The organism is Endozoicomonas sp. 8E (assembly GCF_032883915.1).
GTDB lineage: Bacteria > Pseudomonadota > Gammaproteobacteria > Pseudomonadales > Endozoicomonadaceae > Endozoicomonas_A.
Genome location: NZ_CP120717.1, coordinates 6,661,557 through 6,674,499 on the forward strand (window position 1 = coordinate 6,661,557; position 12,943 = coordinate 6,674,499).

Below are 12,943 nucleotides of genomic sequence, written 5' to 3' on the forward strand. Positions count from 1 at the left end.
AAAGTGAATGCTGTCTATTTCAGGCTGTTCCGGTGAGTTGCTATTGGTTGTCACGAAATTGCGTTGCATAGAAATAGCTTACCGTGTCTGCGTTAGAGCACAGCAGACTTCAGGCGAATAAAAGCCATCGTTGAACATTCACGAGACATCAACAAGCTCTATGAAAATAAGAAAGGCCACCCGAAGGCAGCCTTTCCAACTTAGCTCAACGTATAAAAACAGGCGTCAGCTTATTTTTACGCCTCGCCGAAGTTAAGAGCTTCAGACAGAGCCGCTTCAACTTCAGAAGCAGATACTTTGCTCGGTACTTCAAACTCAGGCTCTTCACGACCCTTACGACGTTCCTCGTGGTAAGTCAGACCTGTACCTGCAGGAATCAGACGACCCACAACCACGTTCTCCTTCAGACCACGCAGGTAGTCACGTTTACCGGTAACGGCTGCTTCAGTCAGTACTCTCGTAGTTTCCTGGAAGGAAGCCGCAGAGATGAAGGACTCGGTGGCCAGAGATGCTTTGGTGATGCCCAGCAGAACACGCTCGTACTTGGCAGGAATCCGATCCTGATCGCCCAGCTTCTCATTCTCTTCCAGAACAGTAGTCAGTTCTAACTGATCACCACGGATCAGAGAAGAATCACCTGTGTCGCTAACTTCAACTTTACGCAGCATCTGACGCAGGATGGTTTCGATGTGCTTGTCGTTAATCTTAACGCCCTGCAGACGGTATACGTCCTGGATTTCGTTAACGATGTAACGGGCTAGCTCACCGACGCCCAGCAGACGCAGAATGTCGTGGGGGTTGGTAGGACCGTCAGAAATGACCTCACCCTTGGTCACCTGTTCACCTTCGAACACGTTCAGGTGACGCCACTTCGGAATCAGCTCTTCATACGGATCGCTGCCATCGTTCGGGGTGATGACCAAGCGCTTCTTGCCCTTGGTCTCTTTACCAAAGCCGATGGTGCCGGTGATTTCCGCAAGGATAGAGTGCTCTTTAGGCTTACGGGCTTCAAACAGGTCGGCCACTCGTGGCAGACCACCGGTGATGTCCTTGTTACCGCCGGACTGCTGTGGAATACGGGCAACTACGTCACCAATTTCTACCGTCGCGCCGTCGGCCAGGTTCACCAGAGCATTCGCAGGCAGGAAGTACTGAGCGGTTACATCAGTATTAGGCAGCTTCAGTTCTTTGCCGTTGGCATCCAGCAACTGGATAGCAGGACGGATATCCTTTCCAGCAGATGGACGATCCTTAGGATCCAGAACTTCGATGTTAGACAAACCGGTCAGCTCATCTGTCTGAGTCTTGACGGTAATGCCTTCTTCCATACCCAGGAATTTAACAATACCGGACAGTTCGGTCACGATCGGGTGGGTGTGTGGGTCCCACTTGGCCACTATCTGACCGGCTTCTACGTCAACACCGTCCTTAACAGACAGAACCGCACCGTATGGCAGCTTGTAACGCTCACGCTCACGTCCGAATTCATCAGCAATAGCCAGCTGACCAGAACGGCTTACAGCAACCAGAGAACCGTCTTTACGCTCAACGTGCTTCAGGTTCAGCAGACGGGCAGTACCCTTGTTCTTAACAGAGATGTTGTCCTGTGCAGATGCACGGGATGCAGCACCACCAATGTGGAAGGTACGCATGGTCAGCTGGGTACCGGGCTCACCGATTGACTGGGCAGCGATAACGCCGACCGCTTCCCCTTTGTTAACCAGGTGTCCGCGACCCAGGTCACGACCATAACACTTGGAACAGATGCCGTAACGGGTTTCACAGGTAATTGGAGAACGAACCCTGACTTCGTCAACGTTCATCAGTTCCAGACGCTTAACCCAGGCCTCATCAATCAGGGTACCGGCAGGTACGGCGATTTCATTCTCTGCACCCGGCTTGAGTACGTCTTCAGCAACCACACGACCCAGAATACGTTCACCGAGAGGTTCTACAACTTCACCACCTTCGATGTGCGGTGTCATCTGCAGGCCACGGACAGTGCCACAGTCGTCTTCTGTCACTACCAGATCCTGGGCGACGTCTACCAGACGACGGGTCAGGTAACCGGAGTTCGCTGTTTTCAGAGCAGTATCCGCCAGACCTTTACGAGCACCGTGAGTAGAGATGAAGTATTGCAGTACGTTCAGACCTTCACGGAAGTTTGCGGTAATCGGCGTTTCGATGATGGAGCCATCAGGCTTGGCCATCAGACCGCGCATACCGGCCAGCTGACGAATCTGTGCAGCACTACCACGAGCACCGGAGTCGGCCATCATGTAAACGCTGTTGAAGGATTCCTGCTCTTCCTCTTCACCCTGACGGTTAACCACGGTATCGGATTTCAGGTTGTCCATCATGCGCTTGGCCAGCAATTCGTTGGCACGGGACCAGATGTCGATTACCTTGTTGTACTTCTCACCCTGGGTCACCAGACCGGAAGCAAACTGGTTTTCAATCTCACGCACTTCTTCGTTAGCGTCATCAATGATACGGCTCTTGTCACCCGGGATAACAAAGTCGTTAACACCAATGGAGGAACCGGAAATCGTTGCATAGTGGAAGCCCATGTACAGCATCTGGTCAGCAAAGATAACGGTTTCCTTGAGACCCACGTTGCGGTAACAGGTATTCAGCAGACGGGAGATCGCCTTCTTCTTCATGGTCTGGTTGACCAGTTCGAAAGGCAGACCTTCAGGTACGATTTCCCATAACAGGATACGACCAATGGTGGTATCTGCCAGGAAAGCATTGCTGTGCTCTACGCCGTCGTCGTCTTTGTACTTTTCAGCAACACGTACCTTGATACGGGCATGGAGATCAGCATGACCGGTACGGTAGGCACGCAGGGCTTCGTTAACGTCAACGAAGGCCATGCCTTCACCCTTGGCGTTAATACGGTCACGGGTGATGTAGTAAAGACCCAGTACTACGTCCTGAGAAGGTACGATAATAGGCTCGCCACTTGCTGGTGCCAGAATGTTGTTGGTAGACATCATCAGGGCACGGGCTTCCAGCTGGGCTTCCAGAGTCAGAGGTACGTGTACCGCCATCTGGTCACCATCGAAGTCAGCGTTATAAGCCGCACACACCAGTGGGTGCAGTTGAATCGCCTTACCTTCGATCAGAACCGGTTCGAACGCCTGGATACCGAGACGGTGCAGTGTAGGTGCACGGTTCAGCATCACCGGGTGTTCACGGATTACGTCAGCCAGAACGTCCCAAACCTCAGGGGTTTCACGCTCTACCATCTTCTTGGCAGCTTTGATGGTGGTTGCCAGACCTTTGGCTTCCAACTTGCCGAAGATGAATGGCTTGAACAGTTCCAGAGCCATTTTCTTGGGCAGACCACACTGATGCAGACGCAGGGTAGGACCTACGGTGATTACAGAACGGCCAGAGTAGTCAACACGCTTACCGAGCAGGTTCTGACGGAAACGGCCCTGTTTACCCTTGATCATGTCAGCCAGGGATTTCAAAGGACGCTTGTTGGAACCAGTGATAGCACGACCGCGACGACCATTATCCAGCAGCGCGTCTACAGACTCCTGCAGCATACGCTTTTCATTGCGGACAATGATGTCCGGAGCATTAAGATCGAGCAGACGCTTCAGACGGTTGTTACGGTTGATCACACGACGGTACAGGTCATTCAGGTCGGACGTCGCAAAACGACCACCATCCAACGGCACCAGAGGACGCAGATCGGGTGGCAGAACCGGCAGCACAGTCAGAATCATCCACTCAGGGTTGTTACCTGATTTGTGGAATGCTTCCAGCAGTTTCAGACGCTTGCTCAGTTTCTTCAGTTTGGTTTCGGAGTTGGTCTGAGGAATTTCTTCACGCAGCATGTCAACTTCTTCACCCAGCTCGATGTCTGCCAACAGAGCCTTGATGGCTTCAGCACCCATACGGGCATCAAAGTCGTCACCAAACTCTTCCAGAGCCTCGTAGTACTGCTCATCATTCAGCAGCTGGTTCTTCTCCAGGGTCGTCATACCCGGATCAATCACTACGTAAGACTCAAAGTAAAGTACCCGCTCAATATCTCGCAGGGTCATGTCCAGCAACAGACCGATACGGGATGGCAGGGATTTCAGGAACCAGATGTGAGCAACAGGGCTAGCCAGTTCTATGTGACCCATACGGTCACGACGAACTTTCGCCAGGGCCACTTCTACACCACATTTTTCACAGATGACACCACGGTGCTTAAGACGCTTGTATTTACCGCACAGGCACTCGTAGTCCTTGACCGGACCAAAAATCTTGGCACAGAAAAGGCCGTCACGCTCAGGCTTGAACGTACGGTAGTTGATTGTTTCCGGCTTTTTAACTTCACCGTAAGACCAGGAACGTACCATTTCTGGGGAAGCCAGACCGATACGAATCGAGTCAAACTCTTCAGTTTGGCCCTGAGTCTTGAGTAGATTCAGTAGGTCTTTCAAGATCGCATCTCCTCGATCCACCCGCCGGCCAGACTAGGCCCGACCAGCAGATTTCACGTATTCGTTATTCGGTGTCCAGCTCAATGTCGATACCCAGAGAGCGAATCTCTTTCAACAGCACGTTGAAGGATTCGGGCATTCCGGCTTCCATTCGATGATCACCATCGACAATGTTTTTATACATCTTGGTACGCCCGGTCACATCATCAGACTTAACAGTCAGCATTTCCTGCAGGGTGTAGGCAGCACCGTAGGCTTCCAGTGCCCATACCTCCATCTCACCGAAACGCTGACCACCAAACTGGGCCTTACCACCCAGCGGTTGCTGGGTAACCAGAGAGTAAGAACCTGTAGAACGTGCGTGCATTTTATCATCAACCAGGTGGTTGAGCTTCAGCATGTACATGTAGCCCACAGTGACAGGACGGTCAAAGGCATCGCCAGTACGGCCGTCGTGCAATCTTACCTGACCTGTGTCGCTCAGGTCTGCCAGACGCAGCAGTTCCTTCACTTCAGACTCTTTGGCTCCATCGAATACTGAAGTAGCCATCGGTACACCGCCGCGCAGGTTGTTGGCCAGCTCCATGACTTCTTCGTCAGTGAACTTGTCCAGCTCCTCAACACGTCCGCCACCCACTCCGTTGTATACCTGATCCAGGAATTCACGGACTTCAGCGACTTTCTTCTGGGACTCGATCATGCGGTTGATCTTGTGACCCAGACCACGCGCCGCGGCACCCAGGTGAGTTTCCAGAACCTGCCCTACGTTCATCCGAGACGGTACACCCAGAGGGTTCAGTACGATATCAACCGGATTACCTTCTTCATCATAGGGCATGTCTTCGACAGGCATGATGATGGAGATAACACCCTTGTTACCGTGACGACCCGCCATTTTGTCACCGGGCTGGATACGACGCTTGATAGCCAGGTAAACCTTGACGATTTTCAGGACGCCAGGCGCCATGTCGTCACCGGTCTGCAGCTTTTTCTTCTTGTCTTCGAAGCGCTCGTCGAGCTGTGCACGACGTTCTTTCAACTGTTCTTTAGCCAGATCCAGCTGTTCATTCAGCGCTTCGTCAGACATGGACAGACGGAACCACTGTTCGTGTTCCAGACCATTGAGGAACTCGTCAGTGATAGTGTTGCCCTTGCTCAGGCCAGGACCACGGTCAACAGGCTGACCACGCAGAGCTTCACGCAAACGGTCGAAGGTATCTTCTTCGACGATACGGAACTCTTCGTTCAAGTCCTTGCGGTATTCGTCCAGAGCCGCCTTTTCGATGCCCTGGGCACGACTGTCTTTTTCAACGCCGTCGCGGGTGAATACCTGTACGTCGATAACGGTACCCTTGACAGAAGTTGGCACACGCAAAGAAGTATCTTTAACGTCGGAAGCCTTCTCACCGAAGATCGCACGCAGCAGTTTTTCTTCCGGAGTCAGCTGGGTTTCGCCTTTAGGAGTTACCTTACCGACCAGAATGTCACCGGCACCAACTTCAGCACCAACATGAACAATACCGGCTTCATCCAGTTTGTTCAGCGCAGACTCACCGACATTAGGAATATCAGAAGTAATTTCTTCTGGTCCCAGCTTGGTGTCACGAGCGACACAGGTCAGTTCCTGAATATGGATCGTGGTGAAGCGGTCTTCCTGTACGACACGCTCGGAAATAAGGATCGAGTCCTCAAAGTTGTAACCGTTCCATGGCATGAACGCTACACGCATGTTCTGACCCAGAGCCAGCTCACCCATGTCTACAGATGGGCCGTCAGCCAGAATATCACCACGGGCGATGGTTTCACCGGCACGAACCAGAGAACGCTGGTTGATACAGGTATTCTGGTTAGAACGGGTATACTTGGTCAGGTTGTAGATATCGACACCGGCTTCACCGGGCTGCAGCTCGTCGTTGTTGACACGAACAACAATCTTGGCAGCGTCAACGGTATCAATCACACCGCCACGTTGAGCAACAACACAAACACCGGAGTCAGAAGCTACGTTACGCTCCATGCCGGTACCTACCAGAGGCTTGTCGGCCCGCAGGGTTGGAACGGCCTGACGTTGCATGTTCGATCCCATCAAGGCGCGGTTTGCATCGTCGTGCTCGAGGAATGGAATAAGGGATGCTGCAACGGAAACCACCTGCTTGGTCGAAACGTCCATGTACTGGACTTTTTCAGGCCCCATCAGAGTAAATTCGTTACGATGACGAACGTTAACCAGTTCTTCCGTCAGGTTATTACTGTCGTCCATCTTGGCAGAGGCCTGAGCGATAACGTACTCACCTTCTTCGATGGCAGACAGGTAATCGATCTCATCCGTTACTTTACCATCCACAACTCTGCGGTATGGCGACTCCAGGAAACCATAGTCGTTAGTACGGGCATAGGTTGCCAGAGAGTTAATCAGACCGATGTTCGGACCTTCAGGCGTTTCGATAGGGCATACACGACCGTAGTGGGTCGGATGTACGTCCCGAACTTCAAAACCGGCACGCTCACGGGTCAAACCCCCTGGGCCGAGTGCTGATACACGACGCTTGTGAGTCACCTCGGACAGCGGGTTGTTCTGGTCCATAAACTGGGACAGCTGGCTGGAACCGAAGAATTCCTTGATAGCCGCTGCAACAGGCTTGGCGTTGATCAGATCCTGAGGCATCAGGCCTTCAGACTCTGCCAGACTCAGACGTTCCTTAACGGCACGCTCAACACGAACCAGGCCGACACGGAACTGGTTTTCAGCCATTTCACCCACAGAACGGACGCGACGGTTACCCAGATGGTCGATATCGTCACAGATACCCTGACCATTTCTGATGTCTACCAGCGTCTTCAGAACATCAACAATGTCAGCGTTGTCCAGAACACCGGAACCGATGTCTTCTTCACGACCCAAACGACGGTTGAATTTCATACGACCTACTGCAGAGAGGTCATAACGCTCTGCAGAGAAGAACAGGTTACCAAACAGGGTTTCTGCTGCTTCTTGAGTGGGTGGCTCGCCGGGACGCATCATGCGGTAGATTTCTACCAGAGCTTCCAGACGGTTTGTAGTAGTGTCACTGCGCAGCGTGTCGGAAATGTATGAACCGCAATCCAGTTCATTGATGTACAGGGTTTCAACCTGTTTGATACCAGCTGCCAGCAGCTTTTCGTATACTTCCAGAGTAATTTCTGTGTTGCAGTCAACAATGATCTCACCGGTCGCGGAATCTACAACGGTTTTGGCCAAAACCTTTCCGAAAATATACTCAACAGGAGCTTCCAGCTGTTCAATATTGGCTTTTTTCAGCTGACGGATGTGACGCGCAGTAACACGACGCCCCTGTTCAACCAGAACATTACCTTCACCGTCTTTAATGTCAAAGCTTGCAGCTTCACCACGCAGACGCTCGGCGGCAAACTCGGTACTGACATTTTCAGAACCGATGCTGAAATCTACAGTATCGAAGAAGTAATTCAGGATCTCTTCATTACTCATGCCCAGGGCACGCAGAAGGATCGTAGCAGGCAGCTTACGACGACGGTCAATACGCACGTAGAGCATGTCCTTCGGATCGAACTCGAAGTCCAGCCATGAGCCACGGTAAGGAATGACACGGGCGGAGTACAGCAGCTTGCCTGAAGAGTGTGTCTTACCACGGTCGTGGTCAAAGAATACACCAGGAGAACGATGAAGCTGAGATACGATAACACGCTCAGTACCATTGATTACAAAAGTACCGTTCTCAGTCATGAGCGGAATTTCGCCCATGTAAACTTCTTGTTCCTTGATATCTTTGATTGCCTTGTTGGCAGAATCTTTGTCATAAATGATCAGGCGCACTTTCACACGCAGAGGTACTGCGTAAGTTACACCACGAAGTTGACATTCCTTGACATCAAACGCAGGAGTACCGAGCCTGTAGCTCACGTATTCCAGCGCCGCATTTCCAGAGTAGCTTACGATTGGAAATACGGATTTGAATGCAGCATGAAGACCGATGTCTTCACGTGCGGTCGGCTCTTTTCCGGACTGCAGCAGCTTGTGATAAGAATCAAGCTGAATCGCCAGAAGATAGGGCACATTCATGACATGCGGCAGTTTGCCGAAGTCTTTGCGGATGCGTTTTTTCTCTGTATACGAGTATGCCATCAGCGTTCCCCAGCTTGGTCACCTGGTTCTGGCTTCAGACCGTCTGGTCTGGCCATCTAGGTTTATTGAGGGCGGGTGGCCCCCTTTTGATACCCAATTAAAAAACGGTGATTTCAACCGTTACCGTTGCATGAGCTCTAGCGTCCAGAACGAAAGTGGGACTTTCATTCTGAGAATCTGACCGGTAATTGCGCTCTGATGGATCTTGATCTGAGCTGTCGATTTCCGGTAAGGCTCCCACTCTGCCAATGACACTGCAACTTTCTCGGATTGATGAAGACTCAATTCTGCGGCAACACATGGTGCAACCTGTGCCACTACCGATCTGGACCCCATCAATTTATTGAGCCATCGAACACTGCCATCCAGCAAGGAACGATATAGCTCATACAACGGAAAAAGGCCGGTGCCATAAAGGCACCAGCCACCTGAGTCTATTATGCAATAGGCTCTGGATATTTCAACGCTGTCGTAGAATTACTTAACTTCTACGGAAGCGCCAGCTTCTTCCAGCTGCTTCTTCAGGTCTTCAGCTTCATCCTTGCTCACACCTTCTTTCAGAGGAGCAGGAGCGCCGTCTACAACAGCTTTAGCTTCTTTCAGACCCAGGCCAGTCGCGCCGCGAACAACCTTGATTACGTTTACTTTCTTGTCGCCAGCAGCAGTCAGAATTACGTCAAATTCAGTCTGTTCGGCAGCAGCAGCGCCAGCGTCGCCAGCAGCAGCAGGAGCAGCAGCAACTGCAGCAGCAGCAGAAACGCCGAACTTCTCTTCCATAGCTTCAACCAGCTCAACAACGTCCATTACGGACATTTCAGCGATTGCATTCAGGATATCTTCTTTAGACAGAGCCATTGTATGTCTCCAAAAATCTTTTTTGGGGTAAAACCCCGGAATTCATTAAATAAGAGAAAAACCAGCCCGCTGGAGAGCACCCGAATCAAGGGCTTTCCAAGCGCTAAGGGCTTCCCATGCGCTAAGGGCTTTATGCCAGCCAAAAGGCTTAAGCGGCTTTCTTTTTCTCGTCTGCAACAGCTGCCATTACACGTGTAATGCTGCTTGGGAACTCGTTCAGAGTTCTTGCCAGCTTGGTTACAGGTGCAATCATTACACTCATCAGCATCGCGCGAGCCTGATCCAGAGTAGGCATCTTGGCCAGAACATCAATCTGTTCTGCGCCCAGAAGCTGTCCAGAGATGGACAGAGCCTTAACTTCCAGAGCATCGTTCTCTTTAGCGAAGTCCTTAATCAGACGCGCGGCAGCGCCCGGATCTTCCTGAGAGAAGGCCAGCACAGTTGGACCAACCAGAGAATCTTGCAGGCACTCAAAATCAGTACCTTCAACAGCGCGCCTGGCCAGGGTATTACGTACAACCTTCAGGTATACGTTACCTTCACGAGCCTGCTTACGCAGTTGAGTCATCTGGTCAACCGTGAGACCACGGTAGTCCGCGATTACAGCCGACAGAGCGCTTTGTGCAGCCTCGCTGACTTCGGCGACAATCGCCTTCTTGTCTTCGAGTCCTAACGCCATTGGCTTTACTCCAAATTATGAACTTAACACCCGGCTATTCAGCCATTGAGTAACCGGGCAGTTACAATACGGTGAAGGGTTAATAACAAAATACTAAAACAGTCTTTTGTATTACTCACCGTCTACGCAGGAAATTAAGCGTCGATCTTTTTGTCAGGCCTCCTGGCCCAACCCTGATTTAACAGGCACAAATCTTCACACCTACGATCTTTGACGGCCTCCGAAAACCAGAGACCCCAAAGTCTTTCGGACACTGCAGATATCCTGCCTGCAGCTTTCCACTATTCATTTACCAGCTCAGGGCTGACTATCAGATCAGAGCTGTTTTCAGCAAAGCTGTGAATGTTAGATATTCAGGGAGCTCATGTCGATAGTCAGACCCGGACCCATGGTAGAGGACAGAGTGACCTTCTTCATGTAAACACCCTTGCTGGAAGAAGGCTTCAGCTTCTTCAATTCAGCCAGCAGTGCTTCAGCGTTCTCTTGCAGGGAGCCCGCTTCAAAATCGATCTTACCGATGCCTGCGTGGATAATACCGTTCTTGTCAGTACGGAAACGAACCTGACCGGCTTTGGCGTTTTTAACCGCTTCAGCAACATTTGGAGTAACGGTACCCACTTTTGGGTTGGGCATCAGGCCGCGTGGCCCCAGAATCTGGCCAAGCTGACCTACAACGCGCATCGCATCCGGAGAAGCGATAACTACGTCAAAATTCATTTCGCCCGCTTTAACCTGAGCAGCCAGATCGTCCATACCAACGATCTCAGCACCAGCTTCTTTAGCTGCTTCAGCGTTAGCACCCTGTGTGAATACAGCAACACGAACGTCTTTGCCAGTACCTGCAGGCAGAACGGTAGAGCCACGGACAACCTGATCAGATTTACGAGGATCCACACCCAGGTTCACAGAAATCTCAACAGATTCTTTGAACTTAACGCTGGATACTTCTTTCAGAACGTTAGCAGCTTCTTCGAAGGAGTAAGCCTTTTCAGCTACAACCTTCTCAGCAATCATCTTGGCGCGCTTGGTCATCTTAGCCATTATTCCACACCCTCCACGTTGACACCCATGGAACGAGCAGAACCAGCAATGGTACGGACTGCCGCATCTTCGTCTGCTGCAGTCAGATCAGGCTCTTTAATCTTGGCCACTTCCAGCAGCTGCTCACGAGTAGCAGCACCCACTTTTTCAGTGTTAGGGCGACCGGAGCCTTTCTTCAACTTCAGAACTTTCTTCAGCAGTACAGATGCAGGCGGAGTCTTGGTCTCAAAGGTGAAGCTACGATCGCCGTATACGGTAATTATTACCGGAATCGGCATACCAGCATCCATCTCTTGAGTCTTTGCGTTGAACGCCTTACAAAACTCCATGATGTTCACGCCGTGTTGACCCAGAGCAGGACCAACAGGTGGTGAAGGATTAGCTTTACCTGCAGGAACCTGCAGTTTGATGTAAGCTTCGACTTTTTTAGCCATATCAACCTCAACAATGGGTCATCGCTTTAGCAGTTATTACCGGCTTTCACCAGAAGCATCCGCCTCAGCTACCCGTTCCGGGCTTACGCCCTTCAGATAAAAACCCCGCACTGCTTACGCAGCACAGGGTCTTGAATTTTTTAAAGCCTGTTATGCCTCAAGACCCGCTCAAGACTGATCAAACTTTTTCAACCTGGACAAACTCCAGCTCAACCGGTGTAGAGCGACCGAAGATCATTACTGCAACATGCAAACGACTCTTCTCATAGTTGACTTCTTCCACCACACCATTGAAGTCTGCAAACGGCCCATCAATAACTCTAACCATCTCACCAGGTTCGAACAACGTCTTGGGACGTGGCTTCTCAACACCTTCCTGAACACGCTGCAGTATGGCATCCGCTTCTTTTTCGGTGATAGGCGCAGGCTTGTCCGCCGTACCACCAATAAAACCCATGACTCGAGGAGTATCTTTAATAAGATGCCAGCTATCTTCGTTCATTTCCATCTGGACTAATACATATCCAGGGAAGAATTTACGCTCACTTTTGCGCTTCTGACCGTTTCTGATTTCAACCACTTCTTCGGTAGGCACCAGAATCTCACCAAAGAGATCCTCCATACCGTGAAGCTTTACGCGCTCAATCAGCGAACGCATCACCTGCTTTTCGTAGCCGGAGTAGGCATGAACCACATACCAACGTTTCGCCATTATTTATCCCTATCCAATCAGGCTGCTGATGATCCAGCCTAGCAGAGAATCAAGCGCCCACAAAATGAGCCCCATAATAACAACCACAGCTACAACGATCAGCGTGGTCTGAACAGTTTCCTGACGAGTTGGCCAGACTACTTTGCGAATCTCAACCTTAGCTTCTTTGACCAGCGTCCAAAAAGCATCACCTTTTACAGTCTGAAGCGCAACAAACCCGGCCACTACAGCCAGAACCACCAAAGCCAGCGCTCTGTAGAGAACAGAATACTCACCAAAGTAAACATTCCCACCAACACCAGCAGCCAGCAGAACTGCCACTAGAGCCCACATGAGGCCATCCAGTCGTCCTTTAGATGCTACTTCAGGTTTTCCACTCATCGGTTGACTTTCTCTATTCGGAAAAGCTTTGCCAGAAAAAATACTGACATAACATAGAAATGGCAGGCCAGGAGGGAATCGAACCCCCAACCCCCGGTTTTGGAGACCGGTGCTCTACCAATTGAACTACTGGCCTGTATCTTTGAGCAGTCTTGTGATACCTACCCCGATACAAGGACCGATCTATTATAATCGACCCCAATCAAGCTGAAAAGTCTTATTCTTTTTTAAACCTCATAATCAGAGGCAACG

Annotated in this window: 8 protein-coding genes and 1 tRNA gene; all 9 read right to left on the minus strand. The window is 51.0% G+C overall.

Annotated elements, in window-relative coordinates; all coding sequences use genetic code 11:
* Positions 1-236: 236 nt before the first annotated feature.
* The 9 genes from rpoC to P6910_RS23710 all read right to left on the minus strand — a co-directional run bounded on the left by rpoC (position 237) and on the right by P6910_RS23710 (position 12,827).
* Complete coding sequence (gene rpoC, locus P6910_RS23670) at positions 237-4,448, minus strand: DNA-directed RNA polymerase subunit beta' (RefSeq protein WP_317143697.1); 4,212 nt, start codon at positions 4,446-4,448, stop codon at positions 237-239.
* Between the two features lie 64 nt (positions 4,449-4,512).
* A complete protein-coding gene (gene rpoB, locus P6910_RS23675) occupies positions 4,513-8,589 on the minus strand; it encodes a DNA-directed RNA polymerase subunit beta (RefSeq protein ID WP_317143698.1) in 4,077 nt (1,358 codons plus the stop codon).
* Between the two features lie 477 nt (positions 8,590-9,066).
* On the minus strand, positions 9,067-9,444 hold the full coding sequence (rplL, locus tag P6910_RS23680; protein ID WP_317143699.1) for a 50S ribosomal protein L7/L12: 378 nt from the start codon (positions 9,442-9,444) through the stop codon (positions 9,067-9,069).
* A gap of 148 nt (positions 9,445-9,592) precedes the next feature.
* A complete protein-coding gene (rplJ, locus tag P6910_RS23685) occupies positions 9,593-10,123 on the minus strand; it encodes a 50S ribosomal protein L10 (protein ID WP_317143700.1) in 531 nt (176 codons plus the stop codon).
* A 345-nt stretch (positions 10,124-10,468) separates the two neighbouring features.
* Positions 10,469-11,164: a 50S ribosomal protein L1 gene (gene rplA, locus P6910_RS23690; RefSeq protein WP_317143701.1), complete on the minus strand. Its 696-nt coding sequence runs from the start codon at positions 11,162-11,164 to the stop codon at positions 10,469-10,471.
* Complete coding sequence (rplK, locus tag P6910_RS23695; protein ID WP_317143702.1) at positions 11,164-11,598, minus strand: 50S ribosomal protein L11; 435 nt, start codon at positions 11,596-11,598, stop codon at positions 11,164-11,166. Before rplK ends, rplA begins: the two co-directional genes overlap by 1 nt.
* Before the next feature lie 178 nt (positions 11,599-11,776).
* Positions 11,777-12,310, minus strand: coding sequence for a transcription termination/antitermination protein NusG (nusG, locus tag P6910_RS23700; protein WP_317143703.1), 534 nt, complete (start codon positions 12,308-12,310; stop codon positions 11,777-11,779).
* Positions 12,311-12,319: 9 nt separating this feature from the next.
* Positions 12,320-12,691, minus strand: coding sequence for a preprotein translocase subunit SecE (gene secE / locus P6910_RS23705; protein WP_317143704.1), 372 nt, complete (start codon positions 12,689-12,691; stop codon positions 12,320-12,322).
* Positions 12,692-12,751: 60 nt separating this feature from the next.
* A tRNA-Trp gene (locus P6910_RS23710) sits at positions 12,752-12,827 on the minus strand.
* Between the last annotated feature and the right edge of the window lie 116 nt (positions 12,828-12,943).

Bases quoted from the DNA above. Each gene is read 5' to 3' on its own strand.
- rpoB (WP_317143698.1), bottom strand. From the start codon at position 8,589: ATGGCATACTCGTATACAGAGAAAAAACGCATCCGCAAAGACTTCGGC.
- rplL (WP_317143699.1), bottom strand. From the start codon at position 9,444: ATGGCTCTGTCTAAAGAAGATATCCTGAATGCAATCGCTGAAATGTCC.
- rplJ (WP_317143700.1), bottom strand. From the start codon at position 10,123: ATGGCGTTAGGACTCGAAGACAAGAAGGCGATTGTCGCCGAAGTCAGC.
- rplA (WP_317143701.1), bottom strand. From the start codon at position 11,164: ATGGCTAAGATGACCAAGCGCGCCAAGATGATTGCTGAGAAGGTTGTA.
- rplK (WP_317143702.1), bottom strand. From the start codon at position 11,598: ATGGCTAAAAAAGTCGAAGCTTACATCAAACTGCAGGTTCCTGCAGGT.
- nusG (WP_317143703.1), bottom strand. From the start codon at position 12,310: ATGGCGAAACGTTGGTATGTGGTTCATGCCTACTCCGGCTACGAAAAG.
- secE (WP_317143704.1), bottom strand. From the start codon at position 12,691: ATGAGTGGAAAACCTGAAGTAGCATCTAAAGGACGACTGGATGGCCTC.